General features: G+C 62.0%; 20 protein-coding genes. 13 read left to right on the top strand and 7 right to left on the bottom strand.

The genetic code is table 11. From position 1 onward, the window contains the following. Nucleotides 1–37: 37 nt before the first annotated feature. Nucleotides 38–778 carry an SDR family oxidoreductase gene (locus tag A6U98_RS03045; RefSeq protein ID WP_064647966.1) on the bottom strand — a complete coding sequence of 247 codons (741 nt, stop codon included), beginning with the start codon at nucleotides 776–778 and terminating at the stop codon, nucleotides 38–40. 467 nt (nucleotides 779–1245) lie between these two features. Between A6U98_RS03045 and A6U98_RS03040 the strand changes: the two genes are divergently transcribed. The 8 genes from A6U98_RS03040 (at nucleotide 1246) to A6U98_RS03005 (ending at nucleotide 9951) form a co-directional block, all read left to right on the top strand. Continuing rightward, nucleotides 1246–1626 carry a DUF2255 family protein gene (locus A6U98_RS03040; RefSeq protein ID WP_064647964.1) on the top strand — a complete coding sequence of 127 codons (381 nt, stop codon included), beginning with the start codon at nucleotides 1246–1248 and terminating at the stop codon, nucleotides 1624–1626. A 91-nt stretch (nucleotides 1627–1717) separates the two neighbouring features. Beyond that, on the top strand, nucleotides 1718–2701 hold the full coding sequence (locus tag A6U98_RS03035) for an aldo/keto reductase (protein WP_064647962.1): 984 nt from the start codon (nucleotides 1718–1720) through the stop codon (nucleotides 2699–2701). A 135-nt stretch (nucleotides 2702–2836) separates the two neighbouring features. Beyond that, nucleotides 2837–3631: a carboxymuconolactone decarboxylase family protein gene (locus A6U98_RS03030; protein WP_064647960.1), complete on the top strand. Its 795-nt coding sequence runs from the start codon at nucleotides 2837–2839 to the stop codon at nucleotides 3629–3631. A 142-nt stretch (nucleotides 3632–3773) separates the two neighbouring features. Then, nucleotides 3774–4667 (top strand): LysR family transcriptional regulator, encoded by an 894-nt coding sequence (locus A6U98_RS03025; RefSeq protein ID WP_064647958.1) that lies wholly within the window; start codon nucleotides 3774–3776, stop codon nucleotides 4665–4667. An 829-nt stretch (nucleotides 4668–5496) separates the two neighbouring features. Next, on the top strand, nucleotides 5497–5874 hold the full coding sequence (locus tag A6U98_RS03020) for a c-type cytochrome (protein ID WP_064647956.1): 378 nt from the start codon (nucleotides 5497–5499) through the stop codon (nucleotides 5872–5874). Between the two features lie 17 nt (nucleotides 5875–5891). Next, complete coding sequence (locus A6U98_RS03015; protein WP_064647954.1) at nucleotides 5892–6344, top strand: (2Fe-2S)-binding protein; 453 nt, start codon at nucleotides 5892–5894, stop codon at nucleotides 6342–6344. A gap of 3 nt (nucleotides 6345–6347) precedes the next feature. Next, on the top strand, nucleotides 6348–8570 hold the full coding sequence (locus A6U98_RS03010) for a molybdopterin cofactor-binding domain-containing protein (protein WP_064647952.1): 2223 nt from the start codon (nucleotides 6348–6350) through the stop codon (nucleotides 8568–8570). Between the two features lie 433 nt (nucleotides 8571–9003). Next, the gene (locus A6U98_RS03005) at nucleotides 9004–9951 is read left to right on the top strand and encodes an AraC family transcriptional regulator (protein WP_064647950.1); all 948 of its coding nucleotides are present in this window, start codon (nucleotides 9004–9006) and stop codon (nucleotides 9949–9951) included. A 99-nt stretch (nucleotides 9952–10050) separates the two neighbouring features. Here the strand turns inward: A6U98_RS03005 and A6U98_RS03000 are convergent, their stop codons facing one another. Then, the gene (locus A6U98_RS03000) at nucleotides 10051–10956 is read right to left on the bottom strand and encodes a LysR family transcriptional regulator (protein WP_064648296.1); all 906 of its coding nucleotides are present in this window, start codon (nucleotides 10954–10956) and stop codon (nucleotides 10051–10053) included. 393 nt (nucleotides 10957–11349) lie between these two features. Here A6U98_RS03000 and A6U98_RS02995 point away from each other — a divergent pair, with 393 nt between their 5' ends. From A6U98_RS02995 to paoC, 4 genes are all read left to right on the top strand, one after another. Further along, nucleotides 11350–11586, top strand: coding sequence for a superoxide dismutase (locus A6U98_RS02995; RefSeq protein ID WP_245304480.1), 237 nt, complete (start codon nucleotides 11350–11352; stop codon nucleotides 11584–11586). A 149-nt stretch (nucleotides 11587–11735) separates the two neighbouring features. Then, on the top strand, nucleotides 11736–12425 hold the full coding sequence (locus tag A6U98_RS02990) for a type 1 glutamine amidotransferase domain-containing protein (protein WP_064647947.1): 690 nt from the start codon (nucleotides 11736–11738) through the stop codon (nucleotides 12423–12425). 16 nt (nucleotides 12426–12441) lie between these two features. Next, on the top strand, nucleotides 12442–13425 hold the full coding sequence (locus A6U98_RS02985; RefSeq protein WP_064647945.1) for an amidohydrolase family protein: 984 nt from the start codon (nucleotides 12442–12444) through the stop codon (nucleotides 13423–13425). A 254-nt stretch (nucleotides 13426–13679) separates the two neighbouring features. Continuing rightward, nucleotides 13680–15890, top strand: coding sequence for an aldehyde oxidoreductase molybdenum-binding subunit PaoC (gene paoC, locus A6U98_RS02980; RefSeq protein WP_064647943.1), 2211 nt, complete (start codon nucleotides 13680–13682; stop codon nucleotides 15888–15890). Between the two features lie 36 nt (nucleotides 15891–15926). On the opposite strand, the gene ugpC is transcribed toward paoC, so the two are convergent. The 5 genes from ugpC to A6U98_RS02955 form a co-directional block, all read right to left on the bottom strand. Further along, a complete protein-coding gene (ugpC, locus tag A6U98_RS02975) occupies nucleotides 15927–17006 on the bottom strand; it encodes a sn-glycerol-3-phosphate ABC transporter ATP-binding protein UgpC (RefSeq protein WP_064647941.1) in 1080 nt (359 codons plus the stop codon). 26 nt (nucleotides 17007–17032) lie between these two features. Then, nucleotides 17033–18082, bottom strand: a complete 1050-nt coding sequence (locus A6U98_RS02970; protein WP_064647939.1) for a carbohydrate ABC transporter permease — start codon at nucleotides 18080–18082, stop codon at nucleotides 17033–17035. After that, a complete protein-coding gene (locus A6U98_RS02965; RefSeq protein WP_064647937.1) occupies nucleotides 18079–19116 on the bottom strand; it encodes a sugar ABC transporter permease in 1038 nt (345 codons plus the stop codon). Before A6U98_RS02965 ends, A6U98_RS02970 begins: the two co-directional genes overlap by 4 nt. 11 nt (nucleotides 19117–19127) lie before the next feature. Beyond that, nucleotides 19128–20387 (bottom strand): ABC transporter substrate-binding protein, encoded by a 1260-nt coding sequence (locus A6U98_RS02960; protein WP_064647934.1) that lies wholly within the window; start codon nucleotides 20385–20387, stop codon nucleotides 19128–19130. 65 nt (nucleotides 20388–20452) lie between these two features. Beyond that, complete coding sequence (locus tag A6U98_RS02955) at nucleotides 20453–22975, bottom strand: hypothetical protein (RefSeq protein WP_064647932.1); 2523 nt, start codon at nucleotides 22973–22975, stop codon at nucleotides 20453–20455. Nucleotides 22976–23219: 244 nt separating this feature from the next. Between A6U98_RS02955 and A6U98_RS02950 the strand changes: the two genes are divergently transcribed. Next, entirely contained in the window at nucleotides 23220–24275 is a 1056-nt protein-coding gene (locus tag A6U98_RS02950; RefSeq protein WP_064647930.1) for a LacI family DNA-binding transcriptional regulator, read from the top strand. The last annotated feature ends 149 nt before the right edge of the window (nucleotides 24276–24424 follow it).

Below are 24424 nucleotides of genomic sequence, written 5' to 3'. Positions count from 1 at the left end.
AGGGATTGCCGCGACCGGTCACGGCAATCCACACCCATCAGGAGCGGCTGTTCATGCGCTCGAACAGGGCTTCGCCCATCCGACGCGTGTCCGCGGAGATGCCGACGAGGATCTCGTCCTTATCCGCTTCAAGCTGCGCCAGCGCTTCGGCAGCGAACTCTTCCGAGGAGACCATCATGCGGCTTGCTGTCCCTTCGCTGCGCGTACCACCGCCGAGAGCGGTATCGACGATCGGTGGTGCGACCTCGATCACCCGAATTGCCGTCGATTTCAACTGATGGCGCAGGCTGAGCGTAAAGGAGTGGATTGCGGCCTTCGTGGCGCAATAGACCGGCACATCGGCCATCGGCGAAAAGGCGAGGCCCGAGCTGACGTTGATGATGAACGCATATTCTTGCTGCCGCAAGGTAGCGAGCAGCTCGGCGATCAGATGGATCGGCGCCGTAAGATTGATCGCCACTTCCTGATCGAGAGTTTCGATCGCCGGATCGGTATTGAAATCGCGCCGATGCTGAACGCCGGCGTTGTTGACGACGACGTTGAGTGCCGGATGCTCCGCCTTCAACCATTCAACCATTGAATGGCGGCTCTCGCCGTTGGCAACGTCGCAAATGCGGGTGATCAACGCAGGCACATCCTCCTGCGCCTTCCGGAGCGCGGCTTCGCTTCTACCGCAAATGATGACGTGATTGCCCTTTTCGGAAAGGCGCCGCGCCAGCGCAAAACCGATGCCGGTTGCGCCGCCAGTAATGAGAATTGTGTTTCCTGTGAGCTTCAAGGTCGTCCATCCTTCCAACAGTTGAGAAGGTGCGCCGACGATGACGTGGTTATCAGCGGACACACCTTTGCGACCGGCAAGCCGGTCTCGGGTGTCGCGGATACCCTTGGAGGGAGAATTGCCGTCCCTTGAGACGGCGACCGGGCTACCATCCGGTCAGCACTCTTTCGACAGGCCGTTCGTAGCAGAATGCCGATCGAACCGCAATCGATCGACATTTTCCGGTGCGCCGAGTTGCGCCCCTACTGATGTGAGCGAGGACGGATGTCCGTTTAGCCACCTTTCCAGCCGAGCGCCGTAAGAGCAAAAGGCCGAAACTCCGCATGTGACCGGCCCACATTAATGATTCACACTCATAAGTTCATGCGATTTGCGGCGCCTAATCATGGCTGGGCGCGCGCCCTATATTCAGAGCACAAGATTGAGAAGCAGTATGACGGCTTCGGCCGCATAAGCGGAGAGCGAAGATGGACTGGTCGGACGACGAACTCAGCAAGATCGATCAGGCCGACGATCTGAAAATCGCACCGTTTCGCGAAGATGGCGCCACCTATGGAACCCCGACCTGGATCTGGGAGGTCGTCGTCGATGCCGCGCTCTATGTACGCGGCTACCATGGTCAGAAGTCCAGATGGTATCAGGCGGCGGTCCACCAGAGTGCCGGACGGATCATTGCCGCCGGGATGACGCGCACGGTCGCTTTCGCGCCAGTTGACGGTCCGATCAACGATCGCATCGATGATGCCTATCGCGCCAAATACGGCAAGAGCCAGTATCTACCGCCAATGGTCAGCGCCCGAGCACGCGCGGCAACCGTCCGGATCACGCCACGCGACGAAAATACCTGACGGCGGTCGGATCGCATGAGATCGGCATGCGATCGCCTCAGGGCGCGCGTCGTCGATAGCTCTTCAAATCAACCTGAAAGAGGAAAAGCAAATGATCAAGCGCACACTCGGCCAGGGCCTGGAAGTCTCCGCTTTGTCGCTGGGCGCCATGGGCTATGGCAAGGCCCGCGAGCTTCCCGACCGGGCCGAGATGATCGACCTGCTTCGCACCGCCGTCGAACACGGCATGGATTTCTTCGACACCGCTGAAGTCTACGGCCCCTGGACGAACGAGGAGATGGTGGGCGAGGCGCTTGCTCCGGTTCGCGCCAAGGTCAAGATCGCCACGAAATTCGGCTGGGACATCGACCAGGAGACGGGCAAGCACCGCGGTGGCGTCAACAGCAAGCCGGCGCAGATCCGCCGTGCCATCGAGGGCAGCCTGAAACGTCTGCGTACCGAACACATCGACCTCTACTACCAGCACCGGGTCGATCCAGACGTGCCGATGGAAGATGTGGCCGGGACGGTCAAGGAGCTGATCGCCGAGGGCAAGGTGCGGTGGTTCGGCCTGTCGGAAGCCGGTGCCCAATCGATACGCCGGGCGCATTCGGTACAGCCGGTTACCGCGCTGCAGAGCGAATATTCCTTGTGGACCCGCGAGCCGGAAGCCGAAATCATCCCGACGATCGAGGAGCTCGGCATCGGGCTCGTGCCTTTCAGCCCTCTCGGCAAGGGATTTCTGACCGGCAAGGTCGACCTCAACACCACATTCGACAGTTCCGATATCCGAGCGGGAATCCCCCGCTTCTCCGAGACAGCGCGTCTTGCCAATCTGAAGCTGGTGGAGCTGATCGGCAAGATCGGCGAGAAGCATGGTGCGACACCGGCGCAGGTCGCGCTAGCCTGGCTGCTGGCGCAGAAGCCCTGGATTGTTCCGCTGTTCGGCACCCGCAAGCTTGAACGGTTCGAGGAGAATATCGGGGCGCTGAACGTCACCCTGGACAAGGCCGATCTTGACGAGATCGAGCGTGCCAACATCGTCGTTCAGGGAGCTCGTTACCCCGAAGAAATGCTTCGCCGATCCGGTCTCTAGCGTCACATTCTGCAGCAGCCGATACCACAGCCCCCTGCTTCGACGCTGACGACGGCGCTTTGCAGCTTTCGTTGTTGCGCCGTTACAGGCCCAGTCCAAGCGATGCCAGAACAAGCAAGTTGGAAGGATATCATCATGAAACGAATTTTGGCCGCCACGGCAATCTCGCTCACGATGGGCGAGCCTCTCATGGCCCAGGAAGGAAGTGGAGGCGGAGCCATGCCGGCAAGTGCTTCATCATTGTCGGTCAGCGACATCCAGGCCGTATCCCCGGCTCTTGGCCGATACGCTGAAGAGGACGTGCTCGGAAATCTGTGGCAGCGGCCGCAACTGTCACGCCGCGATCGCAGCATCGTCACGCTCGCCGTTTTGATAGCCCGAAACCAGGCAGTCGATCTAAGGCACTACCTCGACGTCGCTCTCGATAACGGGGTGGCCCCGACGGAGGTCTCCGAGATCATCACGCATCTGGCTTTCTACGCGGGCTGGTCGAACGCGATGTCGGCAGTCGCCGCGACCAAGGACGTCTTCAAAGATCGGGGCATCACGTCCGACCAGCTGCCTGCGGCCTCTCCGCAACTGCTGCCGCTCAACGAAGAAGCCGAGCGCCAACGCGCCACCGGCGTCGAGAAGAATGTCGGTCCGATCTCTCCGGGGCTGGTGCAGTTTACGACCGACCCGCTGTTCCTCGACCTCTGGCGGCGGCCGGGCCTTGCACCGCGAGACCGCAGCCTGGTGACGGTCAGTTCGCTGATAGCATCGGGCCAGAGCGCCCAGATCACCTATCACCTTAACCGCGCCATGGATAACGGCCTGACCGCCGACGAAGCCGGCGAGGTCGTTGTCCATACGGCCTTCTACGCCGGCTGGCCGAACGCCTTCTCTGCGTCGCCGGTTGTCGGGGAGGTGCTGCGCAGCCGGGCGAAGTGAAGCTCCGGCCTGCAGCAAAAGCACGCCGGTGCGGCGCAAAGGGGTCCGGCGTTCTTGCTGCTCCAAAGCTCCAAGGCTTCATTGCTACCATTTCATAGGCAGGCGTTTATGATGAGCGTCGGTCTATGAGGAGGAATCATCAGTGGAGCGCCAGAATATCAATGACCTGATGGTGTTCCTGGTGGTCGCGAGGGAGCGCAGTTTCACCAAAGCCGCCGCCAAGTTCGGCGTCTCGCAGTCGGCGCTGAGCCATACGCTCCGTCAACTCGAGCAGCGGCTGGGCGTGCGCCTGCTGACGAGGACGACGCGTAGCGTCTCGCCGACCGAGGCCGGCGAACGGATGCTGCAGAGCATCGGTCCGCTTTTCGACGAGATCGGATCTGCGCTCGATGGGCTCAACATTCTTCGGGACCAGCCGGCCGGAACCGTCCGCTTGACCGCCGGCGACTATCAGATCCAGTGCTACATATGGCCGAAGCTTCGAACCTTTCTCCAACAATATCCCGACATCAGGCTCGAACTGGACGTGAACTACGGTCTGCAGGACATCGTCAGTGAAGGCTATGATGCCGGCGTGCGCTTCGGCGAACAGATCGCCAAGGACATGATCTCGGTGAGGATCGGGCCGGATGTCCGTTTCGCCGTCGTCGCAGCAGAATCCTATTTTGCCTCACGCGATATTCCTACACATCCGAAGGACCTCATGCAGCACAGGTGCATCAATCTGCGCCTGCCCACCTATGGCGGTCTTTATGCCTGGGAGTTCGAAGAGAGCGGCCGCGAGATCAAGGTTCGGGTGGACGGGCAACTCGTCTTCAACACGATCTACAACGTTCTTGAGGCGGCTCTCGACGGCTTCGGCTTCGCCTATGTCCCGGAAGATATCGCCAAGCTCCATCTCGGAACCGGTCGCCTCCACCGGTTTCTGGAGGATTTTTCTCCCTATTGGGAGGGCTTCCATCTCTACTACCCAAGCCGACGCCAGTCTTCGCCCGCTTTTTCCCTTCTCGTGAACGCGTTGCGTTATTCAACGTGAGCGGCTGCGACGGCACTGTGGAGGGCCGCCTTTTGCACCGTTGCGCGGCTCCTGCGGGAAATGAAGCGCAAAGGGATCCGCTTCAGACCACGAAACGCTTTGGCAATTCGGTGGCAAGCGCATCGATCGCCAGTCGCGACCGCAACAGATCTCGTGGCGTCCGGCCAAGCGCTGTCGATTAAGGACGGAGTCGCGCTATCGCCGAACTGTCAGCGATAGGTGATCCTCTCTCGCGAAAAACTGGTGGCCTTGACGGCTCGCTTCAATCTGCGCAAGTGCCTCTGTGACAAACTCTTCCGCGTTCACCATCATCTGATTGGCTGTCCCCCAACGCCGATATTGCCACCGAGCCCAGTGTCGACAATCAGTGGAGCGAGTTGCACCACCTTAATGCTCGACGATTTCAAATGGTGGCGCAGACTGGCCTTCGTCGCACAATCTGCGGGATCGATGGCGGGATAATGTAGAGTGGTCGCGATCTGCGCGAAAACACAATGATGGCGAGATGCGGGGTTAAGCCGCCGCTGCCAAATCGGTAACGCGCATCGGAGCGGGCGCGCCACCTCGCTCCTTCTCCAGCCAAAATAGCGGCTGGGACCATAGGAGCCGACATGATACCCAGCAGTCGCGCATGACTCTACGTGGCTTCCCTATTCCCCACCTGGTAGATCGGCTCGGGGACGCTCGCGAAGAAAAACGGGACGCTGCAGCATAGCTTGTGCGGAGCTGCATTGTTAGCTTGGTTCAAGAGTGGAGGTGGCTGGTGAGCGTTACGTTGTTCAATGATCGACTTCCACACAGAACGATCGGCCCTCGTCTTCTGTGCAAAATGAGTGCGTTGTCGGCCGCAGCAACGGCGCTCGCTGCATTGCTAAACCCGACAACGGTGTCCGCTCAGCAGGCCGACGGGGAGCGTATGTTCCGACAGCGCTGCGGGGCCTGTCACAGTATGGACCCCGGCCAGAAGAGCGGCCCGCATCTTACCGGGGTGATCGGGCGCACGGCCGGCAGCATCGAAGGCGCTCGCTATTCGGGGGCCATGCGAGCCTCGGGCATCATCTGGGATAAGGCGACCCTCAACACCTTTCTCGCCACGCCGCGCCGGCTGATTCCGGGCACAACAATGACAGTCGCCGTCCCTGATGCGACGCAGCGGGCGGCAATCATCACCTATCTCGAAGGCCAACAGCCAAAAGCCAATAACTGACGAAGGAGACGCGATTCATGACTGCGTTCACGATCAATGGGCGCGCCGTCGATGTCGCCGCCGAACCCGACACGCCGCTCCTGTGGGTCATTCGCGAGCATCTCAAACTCACTGGCACGAAGTTCGGCTGTGGTGTCGCGCAATGCGGCGCCTGCACGGTTCATGTCGATGGAGCACCGACCCGCTCCTGCGTAACCCTGCTTCAGGACGTTTCCGGGCGCGCGGTCCTAACGATCGAGGGCCTTTCGCCGGACTCAGACCATCCGCTACAGCGGGCTTGGATCGCCGAACAGGTCCCGCAGTGCGGCTATTGCCAGTCGGGCCAGATCATGCAGGCAGCCGCGCTCCTTCAGAGCACTCCAAAGCCCACGCGGGAGCAGATCATCGAACACATGGACGGCAATATCTGTCGGTGCGGAACCTATGGGCGGATTATCAGTGCCATCGAACGCGCCGCGCAGGAGGCTTAAGCGATGACAAAAACATCCCTACCTCAAGCCGTTGCCCTGTCACGACGCAGCTTCCTCGTGACAGTCGGCGGTACAGCCGTGACGGTCGCATTCGCCAGCCTGTCCTCCGTCGCGCTGGGAGCTGCGACCGCTCAAGCGGCGACGGGGGATTTCACCCCCAACGTTTGGGTCACCATCGCGAGCGACGGCATCGTCAGCATCATCAGTCCGGCCTCGGAGATGGGACAGGGTGTCATGACATCAATTCCGCTGCTTATCGCAGAGGACATGGACGCGGACTGGGATATGGTCCGCATCGTCCAGGCTCCGGCGGACGCCGAGAAGTACGGCAATCCCAATTTCGGCGGTGCGCAACTCACCGCCGGCAGCGACACCACGCGCGGCTATTATCTGCCGCTGCGGCTGGTGGGCGCCCAGACACGCAAAATTCTCCTGGCGATTGCCGCCGACCGGCTGAATCTCCCGGTGGGCGAACTCACGACCGAGCCAAGCAGGGTGGTCCATCTGCCATCTGGCCGCTCGCTGGGCTACGGTGAGATCGCGGCCACCGGTGAACTTCCCGATGTGTTGCCGCAGGTCAGCGAAGCCGACCTGAAGCCCATCGATCAGTGCCGCTATATCGGCCGCATGGATGTCAACCGCATCGACGTGCCCTCCAAGGTGAACGGCACGGCAAGGTTCGGCATTGATGTGGAACTGCCGGACATGCTCTACGGCGCGGTGCTGCGCTCACCGGTTCCTGGCGAGGCGCCGGAAAGCATTGATGACGCCGCGGCCAGGGCCGTAAAGGGCGTCATCCAGGTCGTTCCCCTGCGCAACGGCGTCGGCATCATCGGCGAGAGCTACGATGCCGCCCGGCGGGCAAAGGAGGTGCTGAACGTCACCTGGACAAATTCCTCGTCAGTCCGGCGCTACAACAGCACTCGCCTGGTAGAGGCCTATCGAGATGTCGGCCGCGATCTCGCCCAAGCGGGCGTCATCTCGCATAAGCAGGGTGCTGACGCCGCCGATGCCATCGCAGGTGCAGCGCGCGTCATCGCCGCCGACTATCTCAGCGATCACGTCCACCACGTAACCATGGAGCCGATGAACGCAACGGCGCTGGTCTCGAACGATAGTGTAGAGGTCTGGGCGCCAACCCAGGGGCCGGGCACGGCGCGGGACTTGGCCGCTCGTATCGGCGGCACGACGCCAGACAAGGTCAAGGTCCACACCACTCTGCTCGGGGGCGGTTTCGGCCGCAGGGCCGAACAGGACTTCGTCATAGAAGCTGTGATGCTTGCCAACGCGGTCCAGGGCCGGCCGGTCAAGGTCATCTGGAGCCGCGAGGACGACTTCCGGCATGGCAAGTACCGGCCGCTTGCGGCCCAGCACCTGCAAGTCGGCCTTGACGCATCCGGCAACATCGTCGGTTGGCACCACCGACTGGTAGCAGACTCGATCTTGGCTCGCATATCGAAGGACCGGTTCCAGCGCGCGGGTGGCCAGGACAGCTTGGTAACCGACGGCGCGATCCACAATTATCGCGTTCCCGCGCATCTGGTGCAGTTCGTCCGGCAGGATAACGGCCAGGACGTCGGCTCTTGGCGGGCGGTCGGTAACGGTTACACCAAGTTCGCCATTGAATGCGTCATCGACGAGGTGGCCGCAGCGAAGGGGGTTGACCCGGTGGCGTTCCGCTTGGAATTGCTGAGCGAACAGCCTCGTGCGCGGAAGGTTATCGAGGCCGTCGCCGCGATGGCCGAATGGGACAGCCCGCGCGACGGGCGGGCGTTGGGCATCGCCTATTCTGACGCCTTCGAAGCGCATTGCGCGGAAGTCGCCGAGGTGTCGCTCGACCGGGAGAGCGGCGAGGTACGAGTGCACAATGTATGGTGCGCGATTGATCCGGGGGTGGCGATCCAGCCGCTGAACATCGAGGCGCAGGTCGCAGGCGCGATAGTGCACGGCGCCAGCCACGCGCTCTACGAGCAGCTCAACATCGTCGATGGCGAAGTCCAGGAATCAAACCTTGACACCTATCGGGTGATGCGGATGTCCGAAATGCCACAGATCCATGTCAGGATAATGCCGACGCCCGAGAACAGACCGGCCGGCATCGGCGAAGCCGGGCTTCCCCCAGTCGGGCCGGCGATCGCGAATGCCGTGGCGCGTCTCACTGGCGGCGTGCGCCTGCGGCACTATCCGTTCCTGCCGGAGAGGGTCAAGGCGGCACTCAGTTCCTGATCTTAGCTTGGAGTGCTCGATCACAAAGGATCACAAATTGGCAAGTCTTCCTCCCCTGCCCCGAAAGTCGCCACACGAAGAGGCATACGGTCGCAAAGCGATTGAGCCGCTTCGTTTTTCCGCGTGAGGAGCTTCCGCGACCGGCAAGCAATCCGTTCGACCGGCATGATCTGAGCTCGTCGTAGGCGGTGTAAAGCCAACACCATGGCGGTTGGCGCGGAGCGCGTTTTCGAGAATCGCCATTGATCAAGTTTTTCCGTTCAACCGGCATCCCCGGATGTGCGGAGATCGCCGGCTACGGTTGTGCGTTTACCAGCTCCGTTCCCAGATTAAATTGCTCCGGATCCAGCTGACGCGGGTGCCATCAACGTGATTGGGAAATCACAATCTGTGTTGTTAGCTTCCTTGTTTCGCGTTCATCCGGAGGGGGCCCATGGACCCACTGTCAGAAGTGCTCTCGCTGCTAAAGCCACGCAGCTATCTCTCGTCCGGTATCGATGCAGGCGGCGAATGGGCCGTCCAATTCTCTAACCAGTCCGACACGATCAAGTGTTATGCGGTCGTCTCCGGGGAATGCTGGCTCGCCATGGAGGGCGTCCTTGAACCATTACGTCTTGAAAAGGGAGACTGTTTGATATTGCCGAGCGGACGCTCCTTCCGCCTGGCGAGCGATCTGGCAATCCCGCCGGTTGATTCCAAAACGATTTATCAGTCGGTGCGTTTGGGGAGCGTTGTTCGGGTAAACGATGGCGGCGGTCTGCTTCTGGCAGGCAGTCGCTTCGCCGTCGCCGGCAGGCATGCCGGATTTCTCTTGAGCATGCTGCCGCCGATCGTACGCATACGCAAGGAATCCGAACAGGCGGCCTTGCGCTGGTCGATGGAGCGCATGATGGCGGAGATGTACGAAGGACAACCGGGCGGCCTTCTCATCGCGCAGCATCTCGCACATATGATGCTCGTGCAGGCCTTGCGGGTGCATCTGACTGAAGGTGCGAGCGGCGACGCGAACTGGTTTGTCGCGCTAGCGGACAAACAGATCGGCGCTGCGATCAACGCCATGCACGCCGATCCCGCATTTCGCTGGACACTGCAGGAACTCGCCGACCGCGCAGGCATGTCACGATCGAAATTCGCGCTGAGATTTAGAGAGATCGCGGGCGAAACACCAATGGAGTATCTCGTGCGCTGGCGCATGCTTTTGGCGACTGACAAACTCGAGAACTCCGGCGATTCCATCGCAATGATCGCAATTGCCGTGGGGTACGAATCGGAAAGTGCGTTCCGTACGGCATTCAAGCGCATCATGGGCTACACGCCTCGGCAGTTCTGCCATGGCAGGGAGCAAATCGCGCAAACCGCTGACTTAGGGACGGGGCGTTAAGCACCTGAGGCTTCGGAAAGGCTAGAGTTGGATGAGCCAGCACCGAAGCGAACCTTCAAGGTACCTGAATAAAAGGCCTCTACAGCATATGGCTCGGCTTCAAAGGTCGAAACGCTTCGGCAATTCGGTGGCGAGCGCATCGATCGCCAGTCGCGACCGCAACGGCAGATACTGCGTGGTTGGCCAGACGGCGTAGCATTCCATCGCCGCCCTCGGTCGATCGGTCCAGAGTTCGATCAGTTCGCCCGCCTGCACGCGGTCATGGATCAGCCAGTAGGGAAGCCAAGCCAGGCCCATGCCATCGACGGCGGCATCGGCGATCACTTCGAGATCGTCAAAGCGCAGTCTTGAAGTGACCGACAGGTCGATGAGAGCACCGGTCGCATCGGGAAGCTGCCAGGTCAAGCCATAATCGTTGCGCCAGTATACGAGCGTGTCATGCTCTGGCAGATCCGCCAGAGAATGTGGCTCCCCTCGTGCGGCAAGATAGGCTGGAGAGGCGCAGAGCGCCTTGCGTGGGCTGACCAGCCGCCGGGCGTGGAGCGCGGTTCCTTTGCCTAGAACGCCATTGCGCACCGCCAAATCGAAGCCGTCGGCGATCAAATCGATCTGGCGGTCACTGAAGCTGAGTTCGAGTTCGAGCCTCTCGTGCTGGCGCGCATAGGCACGCAAGATGGGTGCGGCGCAGTAGCGGCCAAACAAGACGGGCAGCGACACGCGCAACTTGCCGACGACCTCACGCCGGCCGGATTCCAGGAGAGATTCGCCTGCGCGCAGTTCCTCGATCGCACGCACACACCGCTCGTAATATTGCTGACCATCCTCGGTCAGGCTCTGCGTCCGCGTGGTCCTGTGAAATAGCCGGACGCCCAGGCGCACTTCGAGACGCGCGATGGCCTTACCGACTGCGGAGCGCGTCAACGACAATCGTTCGGCCGCTTTGGCAAAGCCGCCCGTCTCGACCGCCTCGACAAAAACTTGCACTCCATCAAACCTGTCTCGCACCGAGCGGATCCTCGCGAAGAACGGTCCTGCGATTGAAGAACCCCAGGAACCAAAGAAGAGAAAAATAACTTCTAATCGCCAACTGCATTCTACGATATAACGCCGGCCAAGCAAACGATATTTCCTGGCAACCACGGCAGCACAGACGACCTCAACCGGCTCGGAAGCTGGTTTGGTGTCATAACCCAATCGAAGACTGACCAGGCGCCGGATGTCGCGCCTGCCGGAAGCGATCTCCGGACGGCAGGCTACCTCGGCCGTCCGCGTGGCCGGGACCGTGCGCCGGTTCCAACCCGCCTGATCCATCTTTCTCAACCAAGGAATCCTGCCATGAAACTGCTTTGCCTCGATATTCCCCAGCCCGGCGCCAGTCTGGAAAAATACCAGCCGCATATGTCGGATGAAGCCCGACACGCCTGGCAGATGTACAAGGGCGGAATCATCCGCGACATCTATTTCCGCCAGGACCGTCCGGGTGTCGCCATCATCGCCGAATGCGAGTCGGTCGAAACCGCCAAGCAGGCCCTGAGCGAATTCCCGCTGGCCAAGGCCGGGCTTCTCGACTGGGAGGTCATCCCGCTTGGCCCCTTCCTCAATTGGGAAGCGCTGTTTGCGCCCGGCAACGCCTGAGATTCCTTGTCCACGATACAACGGAACACTTTGCGCCCGATCGCGAATTTCGGCCGGCGCAGCAGAGCCTACGAGCGCATGTTGAAGAGCGATATGAAGTTCGCGTCGTCATCGACATGGCCTCGCTCAATTCCTGAGGAGCCAAGACAATGGCAAATAACATCAAGCCCATCCTTTGCGTGGTCACCAGCCATCCGATCAGGGGCGACACCGGCGAGCCCACCGGCTTTGCGATGGTCGAACTCACGCATCCGCTCGACGTTTTCCGCGCGGCCGGCATCCCGACCGAGATCGCCTCGATCCGGGGTGGCCATCCGCCGATCGACTTCTTCGACCTCACTGATCCGGTCAACGCCCGCTTCTGGAGGGACCGCGAGTTCCGCGATGCGCTCGCCCACTCGCTCATCCTCGACGAACTCGATCCCTCCCGCTACTCAGCGGTGTTCTTCGCCGGCGGTCATGGCACGATGTGGGATTTTGCCGACAGCCCGGCTGTGCAACGCGTGATCCGCGATATCTACGAAACCGGCGGCATCGTCTCGGCGGTCTGCCACGGCCCCGCTGCATTGGTGAACGCAACGCTCTCGGACGGCAACCATTTGGTCGCGGGCAAGAAGCTCGCCGCCTTCACGGACGAGGAAGAGGCGGAGGTCAAGTACACTGAGGTCGTGCCCTATCTGCTGGCAACGACCCTCAAGGAGCGAGGCGCGCTGCATCAGCCGGCGCCGAACTGGACGGAGAAGGTGGTGGTCGATGGCCGTCTGATCACAGGCCAGAACCCGGCTTCCGCACACGGCGTCGGCCAGGCGATCGTCGATCAACTCACCCAGAAGTCCTGACCGAAGGAATTCACCAATGAAGATCATCGCAATCGAAGAGCATGTCCTGCCCGATGAGGTGAAGCATGGGTGGAACACGATCCCCGGCGCCGACGATGGGACGCTTGGGCTCAATCCGGGTCTGCTCGGCGAACGGCTGGCGGATGTTGGAGAGCAGCGGCTGGCTCTGATGGACGAGACCGGCGTCGATGTGCAGGTTCTCTCGTTGACGACCCCGGGTCTCAACAATCTCGGCCGTCACGGCGTCGAACTCGCTCGTCGCGCCAACGACATTCTGGCCGGCGCTGTTTCGGCTCATCCCTCCCGCTTCCAGGCGATGGCGGCTCTCTCCTTTGCGCAACCGGACGAGGCGGCGCGGGAGCTGCGGCGAGCCGTCGAGGAACTCGGCTGCAAAGGTGCCGTTCTGTTCGGCCGGGTCGGCGACAAGAATCTCGATCATGTGATCTTCGCGCCGACATTCGCCAGCGCAGCGGAGCTCAATGTCCCACTTCTGATTCACCCGCAGATCCCGCAGACGAGCATTCGCGACACCTATTATGCGGGCTTCGGCGCTCCCATCGATCTCGCCCTGTCCACGTTTGCCCTCGGATGGCATTTCGAGGCAGGCATCCAGTTCGTGCGTCTGATCCTGGGCGGCGTCTTTGACCGTCACCCGAACCTCCAGGTCATCCTCGGACACTGGGGTGAGCTGGTGCTGTTTTATCTCGAGCGGCTCGTCATGCTGGATCGGGTGTCCAAACTCCAGCGGCCATTCCTCGACTATGTCCGCAACAATCTCTATCTGACGGCCAGCGGCATGTTCAGCCCCGCCTATTTGCGGCAGGCGATCGATACCGTCGGCGTGGACCGCATCCTGTTCTCGACAGACTACCCATACCAGTATCGCCCCGGAGGCGATGCGCGGCGATTTGTCGAAGATCTGGAGCTCGACGCCGCCGACAAGGCGAAGTTCGCGCATGCGAACTGGGAGCGCCTCACCGCAGGCCGCTTGCTCTCCTGATCTCGGCAGGAAGCTCCCGTTTCGTGAGGCAGACTCATAAGGTCTTGCAATTTACAGCCGCTAATCCTTTCCGATGCGTGACCCATTTACTCACGTGAGCGATCCACTGCTTCGCCCCTGAGCACGAGTCCCAGCATCGACTATACCGGCTGACGGACTACTGAAGGCGCGGAGCCGCCAGCCAAGAACCCGTTCAAGCTGTTGTTGGTGGAGCGGACGCTCAGCGACGTGATAGCGCAAGCGAGGGCTGATCCATGAAGTTCGACACACCTGCAGGACCGAACCCGATAGACCGGATGACCGTCCTCGGCCAGCCTCACAACCGCTTCGAGGCAGAGCTCAAGACGACTGGGACGGCGACTTACGCCTACGAATATCACAACGTCGCACCAAACGCTGCCTACGGCTATATCCTTGGCGCGGCAATTGCCAAGGGCCGGATTTCATCGATCGACACCCGGCGCGCCGAGGCCGCACCGGGCGTGCTGGCCGTCATTACTCACCGCAATGCCGGTCCGCTTGGTGTCGGAAAATTTTATGTCCAGCGCATGTTGGCTGCCCCTGATGTCGATCACTACCATCAGCCTGTTGCAGTCGTGGTGGCCGAAACCTTCGAACAGGCACGCGCGGCTTCCTCGCTGATCCGCGTCGACTATGCGCGCAGCCCGGGCCGATTCGATCTCGCCGAGCAACTGGACAGCGCGCCGGTTGCACCGCAGATGGAGTTTGGTGGACCGACCGAGACGCAGGTCGGAGACTTCGACCAGGCTTTCGCAGCCGCGGAGGTGAAAGTTGACGAGACCTATACTGTTCCCGACCAGGCGCATGCAATGATGGAGCCGCATGCGACGATCGCGACCTGGGATGGCGATCGGGTGACGTGCTGGACCTCAATCCAGCAGATGAATTGGGGAACCCGCGATCTCGGACTCATTCTCGGCATTCCGCGCGAAAACGTTCGGCTGATCTCACCCTTCATCGGCGGCGGCTTCGGCGGCAAGGGCACGGTGCAGTCAGATCTCGTGCTGGCGGCCGTTGCCGCGCGAATGGTGCGGCGACCGGTGAAGATCGCGCTTCAACGTCCGATAATGTTCAACAATACGATCCATCGGCCGAAGACGATCCAACGAATCCGGCTCGGCGCCACGCGCGACGGCAGGCTGACGGCGGTCGGTCATGAGAGCTGGTCGGGCAATCTCGCCGGCGGCCGCACCGAGCCGACCACCCTTTCGACACGGTCGCTCTACGCGGGAGCGAACAGGATGACAGCTGTCCGGCTGGCGACGCTCGACCTGGCCGAGGGTAATGCCATGCGTGCGCCGGGAGAGGCACCCGGTTTGATGGCGCTCGAGATCGCCATGGACGAGATGGCCGAGAAGCTCGGCATGGATCCGGTCGAGTTCCGCGTCCTGAACGATACCCAGGTCGATCCAGAAAATGCCGATCGGCCTTTTTCCTCGCGTCCCTTCGTCGAATGCCTGCGCACTGGCGCCAAACGCTTCGGGTGGAGCATGCGGAAAACGGGGACGGGTCAAGTCCGCGATGGCGACTGGTTGATCGGCATGGGCATGGCGGGTGCGATCCGCGGGGCACCGATTTCAAAGGCCGGAGCGCGGGTTCGTCTCGATCGCCAGGGCATGCTAACGGTCGAGACCGACATGACGGACCTTGGCACCGGCAGCTATACGATCGTGCAGCAGACGGCGGCCGAGATGATGGGGCTGCCGATCGAGCGCGTGGTGGCAAAGCTCGGGGATTCGAGCTTTCCGGAGACACCGGGATCTGGAGGACAGCAGGGCGCACCTTCCGTCACCGCAGGCGTCTATGCTGCCTGCACGAAGCTGCGGTCGGTGGTCGCCCAGCGTCTGGGCTTCAACACCGCACAGGCAGAGTTCATTGGCGGTGAGGTTCGGTCCGGAAATCGAAGGGCGCTGCTCGCCAGCGCTGCCGCCGATGGCGATCTCGTCGCCGAAGACATCATGGAATTCGGCGATATGGCGAAGCGCTTGGCGATCCAGACCTTCGGGGCGCATTTTTCCGAGGTCGGCGTCGACGTCTATACCGGCGAAATCCGCGTTCGCCGCATGCTCGCAGTATGCGCCGCCGGCCGCATCCTCAACCCCAAGACCGCGCGCAGCCAGGTGATCGGCGGGATGACGATGGGGATCGGGGCGGCTCTGATGGAAGAGATGGTGGTCGATAAGAGATCCGGCTTCTTCGTCAATCACGATCTCGCCGGCTACGAGGTTCCGGTCCACGCCGACATCCCTCATCTCGAAGCCGTGTTCCTCGACGAAGTAGATCCAGCGATATCGCCGGTGAAAGCGAAAGGCGTCGGGGAACTGGGACTGACTGGTGTCGCGCCGGCCGTCGCAAATGCGGTCTACAACGCAACAGGCGTGCGGGTGCGGCAATATCCGATCACACTGGAGAAATTGCTCGACCGGTTGCCACATCGCGAGTGATAGTCCCGGCGAAATGACAACAGGTCTCAAAGGACATCAGGACAGACGCCGGCCGTCCTCGCCGAAGAGGTGCAGCACATCGGGATCGAGATGCAGCGGCAGGCTGTCGCCCGATCTCATCCGCTGCTGGCCGGCAAAGACCGCAATCAGCTTCTTCCCGCCTGCGTCGGCGTGGACGACGGTCTCCGAGCCCAGTTCCTCGACAAGGGTAACGCGGGTGTCCAGTCTGCTCGCTGAGTCCGCATCGGCAAGGGTGATGTGTTGCGGGCGGATCCCGATGCTGACCCTTTCGCCCGTCGGGCGTGCCTCCTTGGCAGTGACGGAAAGACGGTGGCCGCCGACGGTTTCGACCTCGGCGAAACCGCCCTCGTGACTGACAATCGCGCCCTCCAGGAAATTCATGTGCGGCGCGCCGATGAAGCCGGCGACGAAACGGTTGGTCGGCCTGTTATAGAGTTCGAGCGGTGTTCCCACCTGCTCGATCCTGCCGCCTCTCAACACGACGATGCGGTCGGCCAGCGTCATTGCCTCGACCTGATCGTGAGTGACATAGATCATCGTCGCCTTCAGGCGGGCGTGAAGGGCCGCTAGTTCGGCACGCATGCTGACCCTGAGTTCGGCGTCGAGATTGGACAGCGGCTCGTCGAGCAGAAAGGCATCCGGCCGCCGCACGATGGCGCGGCCGATGGCGACGCGCTGGCGCTGGCCGCCGGAGAGCTGGCCCGGGCGGCGCTGCAGAAAGGGCTCGATCTCCAGCATGCGTGCGGCGTCGGTGATGCGCGCTTCGATCTCGGCCTTCGCCACCTTGGTGTTCTCGAGACCGAAGGCGAGGTTTTCCCTGACACTCATATGCGGATAGAGCGCATAGGACTGGAAGACCATGGCGAGGCCGCGATCGGCGGCGCTGATAGCGGTAACATCCTTGCCGTCGATGGCGATGCTGCCACCGGTGGGCTTATCGAGGCCGGCGATCAGGCGCAGCAGCGTCGATTTTCCGCAACCGGAAGGGCCGACGAAAGCGACGAACTCGCCGTCGTTGACATGAAGCGAGACATCGCGAATGACCTCGACGGCGCCGAAATTCTTGACGATGTTTCTGAGCTCGAGCCCGCTCATGCACTCTCCTGTTTCTTAAACTTGGCTTATTTGAGCCCCGAGCCGGCGATGCCTGTGGTGATGAAGCGCTGCAGGAAGACGAAGATCAGCACGACCGGGATCATCGAGACGACGGTCATGGCGAGGATGTAGTGCCATTGCACATTGAGTTCGCCGGCATAGACGTTGAGGCCGACCTGCAGCGTATAGAGTTCCTTGCGCGAGAGCACGATCAGCGGCCAGAGGAAGTCGTTCCAGCGCCAGACGACCGAGAAGATCGCCAGCACCGCCAGCGCCGGCGCCGAAAGCGGCAGGATGATGCGCCAGTAGATCTGCCATTCGCTGGCCTTGTCCATGCGCGCGGCGTCGAGCAGTTCGTCGGGGATCGTCAGCATGTATTGCCTGAGCAGAAACACGCCTGTCGGTGTCGCGACCGTCGGCAGGATGACGCCCCAGAGGCTGTCGAAGAGGTTCAGGGTACCGATGACGGAATAGAGCGGCACGACGATGACCGAGAGCGGCACCATCAGCGTCGCCAGGATCATCAGCATGACGGCGGTGCGGCCGGGGAACTGGTATTTCGACAGCGCGAAGGCGGCCATGGAATTGACGAGCAGCGTAATCGCCGTCGCGACGACGGTGACGAAGACGGAGTTGCGCAGGAACAGAAAGAAATCGAAGCGCTGGAACGGTTCGGTGTAGTTGCCGCCGGCGAATTCGACCTGGCGCACCGGCGTGCGGTCCTTGATATTCGCCTTGACGATTTCGCCCGGCTGTTTCGGATCGACCATCTGGCCGATGATGCCGATGCGGCGCACTTCGGCGAGCACGCGGGTGCTGCCATCCGGCATTGCGACATTATAAAGCGGCAGCTGCTTGTCGTAGCCCGGCACCACTGCCTGCTCGGTGACATAGGGCAGGAAGGACGGCGGGTACTCGGCTAGGGCCGCCGGCGTCTTGAACGATGAGAAGACCAGCCAGACGGCCGGGCCGAACATCAGGAAGACGCCTGAGATCAACCAGATCCAGGTGACGACATCGGTCCAGTGCCAGCCTCGGCCGCGGCGGCGGAGCAGAAAGGCAGAGACAGCGCTCATTGGCGTGCTCCTTTCTTCTCGTTGCGATTACTGACGCCGAGCTGCACCAGCGTCAGGATGACGAGCACGAAACCCATCAGGATCGAGGCGGCGGAAGCCAGCCCCGGATTGCGCAGCGAACTCGCAAAGCCGGTCTCATAGATATACTGGGTGATGTACATGGTGCTGGTGCCCGGGCCGCCGCCGGTCAAAACGAAGACCTCGTCGAAAATCTGCACGGCGCGGATCAGCGCCAAGACCAGCACGACAATGAGGTTCGGCATCAGAAGCGGCAGGGTGATGCGCCGGAAGATGCGGATCGGACGGGCGCTGTCCATTGCCGCCGCCTCGTAGAGATCCCGCGGGATCGCCTGCAGGCCGGCGAGCAGGATCAGCGCATAAAAGCCCATATGTGCCCAGACCGAGACGAAGACGGCGAAGAAGAAGGCCCAGAAACGATCGCTGAGCCAGGAGAACGGCTCGAAGCCGAAGGGGCTCAGCGCATAATTCAACAGGCCCTCGCGCTGAAGGATCCATTTCCAGATCAGGCCGACAACGACAGGCGACAGAAGCACCGGGAAGAAGAAGACGGCGCGCCAGAAGCCGCGATTGGAAAGCTCACGGTTGAGGATCAGCGCCGTTGCGAGCGCTGCGACCAGCATCACAGTCACCTGGAAGACGACGAAGACGGCGGTGTTGCGCACGGCCGCCCAGAAGGTGTCGGCCGCGCAGGTCGAAGGGTCGAGATAAGAGCCGCAATCGAAGAGGATACGGTACTGGTCGGCGCCGACATAGGTCCTGTTCTGCAGGAAGATGGCGCTGCCGCTCGTCGTCGAATAGATGAAGTTGATGACCAGCGGCAGCAGCACGAAGACGGTGAAGATCAGCATGTTGGGCGCCAGGAAGACGCCCGCCATGCCATTCAGCCCGGTCAGCTTCTGCCAGCCGCGCATGGGAATGTCGACGAGCCCCATGGCAAGCCGGACAGGCGCAAGCAGCGCCTGTCGCAGACCGGTTTTGACAGGTGGTTCAGAAGAAACCGTCTTCGCCGTCATCTGTTCTTCCGTCAGTTGCCGGCGACCTTGGCCTTGATGTCCTCGTCGATGCGGGCATAGGCGTCGTCCAGCTTCATTTCGCCGGCGATCACCTGGCTGATGCGGGCGACGATGGCGCTGTAATAGGCATCCGACCACTTCCAGCCCGGCAGCTTCATGGCGGGTTCCGCCGTCTGGCCGGCCGCTTCGACGAAGGCCTTCAGCGCCGCCTGCACATGCGGATTGTCGGTCTTGAAGTCCATCTGCCCGGCGGCGACGCCCTTATGCGCCGGAATGAACAGGCTGCGTTCGGCAAATTCCTTCTGCACGTCGGCACCTGCAAGGTAATCCATCACCTTGGCGACGTCCTTCGGGTTCTTGGTGTATTTGACGGCAACGAGACCGGCGCCGCCCTGCATGCCGGAGCAAGCGACCGAACCGCAGGGGCTGCCCGCCATCACCCAGTCGAAATTGTCGCCAATCTTCTGGGCGAAACCCGAAACCTGCCAGCTGCCCGAATAAAGATAGGCAAGGCCGCCATTGATGAAGTCCTCGGCGGCGGAGCGGTAGGTGGTGCCGGCAGCACTCACCCAGACATCCTTGTTGATGGTGCCGTCCTCGTTCCACTTGACGAAGCGGCTGAGGAAGTCCTTGGCGCCCTGATCGATCGGCGCCGGCTTGCCGTCGGCGGCGATGTAGTTGGCGCCGTACGAGATGTTCGGGCCGGAGACGCGGTGGCCGGAGCGGTCGATCGCCATGGCGAAGACCTTCTGGCTGTCGGCGACCTTCTTGGCGGCCGCCGCCCAGTCGTCCCAGGTGGCTTTCGGGCCGGGGATCTCGACGCCGGCCTGCTCGAACAGCGTCTTGTTGACGAAGCCGCCGGTCAGCGTCAGCTGCGTCATGAAGCCGGTGATGGCATTCGAGCCGTCCGGACGCATCCAGTCGGCCTGGGCGCCGAAATTGTCGTCCCAGTATTTCGCATCAGCAAGGAGTGGCCGAAGATCGAGCCAGTGCTGGGCCGGCGCCTTCAGATTGGTGACGCGGGCGATATCCGGCCCCTGCCCGGCTTCGAGCTGCACCGGCAGCTGTTCCTTGACGACGTCGTAGGAAACCTCGTCGAGGATGACGTTGACGTCGGGATTGGCCTTGGAGAAGCGCGAGAGCAGGTCCTTGATCACCTCGCCTTCGCCGCCGTCGGAATACCACATGATGCGTACGTCGCCGGCATGGACGGCAACGGAACTCAAGAGAATTGCAGCAAAAGCCGCGCCGATCGATTTCATTCTGGTCATTTTCTCCTCCACTGGACCGATGAATTCCTGCGCCCGGCCGGTCCTCCACCTGCCGGACACGTCGTCTACGAGGCCGCGCGCCGAGGCTGCCTGCCCGGTATCTTCAGATGTACCGCGTCTCCCCGCACCGACCAGTCCGTCGGGCGAAGAATCCGGCCTTCGGCGCGCACGGTGCCGTCTTCTTCGAAGACGACCCGGCCATAATCCGGATCGATAACGATCAAGGCGCCCTCGTCGTCGCGGCGGGCCGAGAGCGTGGCGAAACGCGCCTGCATGCCGTCAAGGCCACCCTCGCGCCCGACATCGGAGAGACGGACGATCCAGCGGCCCTCGCGGCCGGCCAGACGCAGCTCGATATCTGTCGTCGGCCCTTGTTTCACCGGCTGCAGCGCGCCGTTGCCGATCAGCATCGCAATTCCCTTACCGGAGCGGGCGAGTGCCAGATTGCCGTCGACCACCGTGTCGTCGAAGGCCTCGAGCGGGAACCAGGCATGGGTGAAATCCGGCTGGCCCTCATGGATCTCGAAATCGAGGATCGCCAGATCACGATACTGATGCACGCGCGGCAGCGTTCCGCAGCCGCCCCAGAAGCTCGGCCGGCCATAACCGAACTGGATGGTTTCGCCGGGGTGATTGATCCAGATCTGCGCTTCCGGCCGGTCGCCCAAGCGCAGATGCAGCACCGTCTCCTGGTAACCCCAGGCGCCGGGACGATAATGGGCGATGGTGCCGAGCGCCGTGTCACGGGTCTTATAGTGGTAGAGGGCGGCAAAACGGTTCTCGCCCTGGGAAAAGGTCCATTCCTGCGCGTCGTCGGACTGGTGCGCCGCAATCGCCGCAAGCGCTTCTGGAAAACGCAGGCCATGATCGCGCATGCAGACGGCAAGCTGCGGCAAAGAGTGGACACGCCGGCCGTACCAGCCGCGGCCCCAGAGCAGCCGAGCAATGGCGGAGAGTTCGACCGAGCGGCCGGGGCGCAGCGTATGTTCGTAGGAGCGGCCCTGGCTACCGGTCAGCATGCCGTGATGGGCGGAGCGGGCGACGATCTCCATCAGGCGGACGATGCTGGCACTCGCCCGGTTGCGGATGGTCTCATCCGGGGCGCAAGCGGCCAGCGCCGTCAGGCCCTTGAGGTCGATCGGGAAATAGGGAACGGAGTTCCACTCGGCCATTTCCCAGCGCTCGAAATGATCGAGCCAGGCGCGAACACGCTGCTCGCCGACCTGCATCTGCTCGGCGCCGGTGCGGCCGGAACGGACGAAGACGGAATCGGGGAAAAGCCTGCCGCCGAGATAGGCGGCAGTATGGAAGAGAAGCGCGTGGTTTTCCGAAAAATACCACTGAACGTCGTTGCCCGGTTCGTCCATCCAATAGCGGTAGTGGAGAACGGCCTGCTCGATCCTGTCGCGCAGCTCCGGTGACAGCAGATCGCTCCAGCGTGTATAGGCAAAGAGCAGCGGCACCAGCACGAAATCGGCGCAGTCGTGACAATCCTCGATGACCGGCAGCATGGCCGAGATCATCGCTTCGGTTTCCTCGCCGCCCTGCCCCAGCGCAAGACGTGCGAAAGCGCAAACCGTATCAGGCTCGGAATGGCCGGCGACCTCAGCCAGCGCCTCGGCGACGCGGTCCTCAAGGGCGGCGGGTGCTTCCCCCTGGCGTTGGGGATGACAGATCTCGACGCCAAGCGTGCGACCGAGCGAAAGTGCGCCTGTTTTGAAGGTGATGCGGAACTGGCGGAAATCGGCGGGCATATCCGCCGAAGTGCCGAGTTCCAGCTTGGTTGCTCCCGCTTCCATCTCGAAATCATAGTCGAAGCGCTCGATCGACATGAAGTCGCCTTCGATCTCGACATGGCAGCTCAGCGCCACCGGCAGCGGCACGGGGAAGAGGATCGTCACATCTTCGCCGAGATAGGCGGTGCGGTCGAAGCGCATGCCTTCGAGGATGACCTCCAGCGCATCCGCATCGCCGGCGGCGATGGGAACAGGCAGAGCGGTTTCAACTTCCGGCCCCTCGACATAGTCCAGCTGGAAATAGAAGCGGGCGTCGCGCTCGGCGAGATCGTCGAAATAGACTCGGATCTCGTTGAGGCCGGCCGCCAGTTCGATCTCGAAGAGCTGCTGGGCTTCAAGATTGCGCTGATACGGCGCCATGAAGCCCTGCTCGCGGCCATTGACGAAGAGGATCGCGCCGCCGCAGGTCGACAGGCGAAGCGTCGCAGGCCCCACTGAGCGGGCATCGAGGAAGGTGCGCGCCCAGCAGCCGATGCGCGTCGGGCGAAACCAGAAGCCGGAGAGATCGACACGCGGGGAGGCAAAGGGAAGCCACCAGCGGACAGCGTCGAACTCGGCAGCCGGCTGCGGCCGCCGGCCGGAGAAGGATTTCTTGAATTCGGTGCGGCAGGGATATTCATGCGGGATGAAGTTCTTCGTCTTGGTGACAAAGAAGAAGGGATCCATGCTGCCGTCCATCGGACGGTCGGCGACGTCATAGCGCTCCTGCCACAGGTCGGCGAGCTGCCAGTAGACGATCGGGCTATCTTTCGCCGTTGCGCGGCGGAGATGGGATTGCTGCTCAGGGGTCATATTTCAGCCGGCCTCAGAACAGTTGGAGCATGATGTCGCCCGAAAACCGCTCACACTTTTCGGCATCATGCTCAAGCCTTGGGACGCCGGGTAAAACGCCGACGCTTGGACGGACCGTCGCCACATTTCAAAGCCTCCCTGCTCTGCCGCTTGTTGCGGACTCCTCAGGCAACAATTGTGCATAGGCATCCCATTTGCGCAATCTGAAAGATTTTTGCATAGTCGTTGGGAGCAAGGAGACGACATGGCGGCGGAAGAGAAAAAAGGCAGGCGCACGCGCCTCGACGATATTGCCGCCCGATGCGGCGTCTCTATCAGCACGGTGTCGCGTGCGCTGGCCGGCGAAAAGGGCGTCAGACCGGAGATTCGCAAGCTGGTGCTGGAAACGGCAAGTGCGGTCAGTTACGCGCTGCCGGCGAGCGTTGCCGGCAAGAAGGTCATGCTCGTCGCCTCCGGCGCGGCAATGATCGACTATGTCCGCAACCAGTTCACTCTCTATGTGCTCGAAGGATTGAATGCGCGTGCAGCCGCCCTCGGCATCGAACTGGCGATGCGCCCTATCGCCGACAAGGGGGATGAAGCCCGCGTCGTCGCCGAGATGCGTGACGATCCGAATTTCGGCGGCATGCTGATCCTGACCGTCGACGAAGAGGAAATGCTGGCGGCGGCCGCCGATCTTGGAAAGCCCGTCGTGCTCGTCAACAGCGACGATCCCTATATGCGGCTTTCGAGTGTGACGCCCTGCAACCGATCGGCCGCCTTCATTGCCGCCGAGCGGCTGATCATGGCCGGGCATCAACGCATCCTGTTCATGCTGAGGCCGGGGCGACGGACGATCGAGCGGCGCCTGGAGGGTTGGCGCGACGCCCTGCAGCATCATGGGCTGACGGCCGATACCGATCTGGTACTCGAGGTCGACGACTGGTTGCCGGAACTCGGCGCGGAAGCCGTCACCCGTCTTGTCCGCGAGAAAGGCCTCACCTTCACCGCCATCCTGACGGCGGGCGACAGTCTTGCCAATGGCGCGGTGCGCGGATTGCAGGCGATGGGTTATGCCGTCCCGCAGGACATCTCGGTCATGGGCATAGACGACCTGCCGCAGTCGGCCTTTCTCAATCCGCCGCTGTCGACGGTGCATATTCCGATGCGCGAACTCGGCGCCACCGCCCTCGATCTGCTGCGCGACATGATGCTCGGCCTTGCCGCGCCGCGGCGCCGGGTCGAGCTTGCCTGCCATCTTGTCGAAAGGGGTAGCGTCGCAGCGGTCAGGCACGTGCCTGCCGTAACGGAAGGTCGCTGAGGAGCCACGTCACTAAGTGCATGTCATCTTCGACGCCTCGGCCCTGGAGATTGCAGAGACCGCCCCTCATCCGGCTGCCGCCACCTTTGTAACTTCCCTTTACCCGCTCTTGGCGCTGTAATGCCTCTTGCGGTGGCGGATGGAAGACC

The organism is Rhizobium sp. WYCCWR10014, assembly GCF_001657485.1.
Taxonomy (GTDB): Bacteria; Pseudomonadota; Alphaproteobacteria; order Rhizobiales; family Rhizobiaceae; genus Rhizobium.
This window is presented reverse-complemented; position numbering and strand designations above follow the sequence as displayed.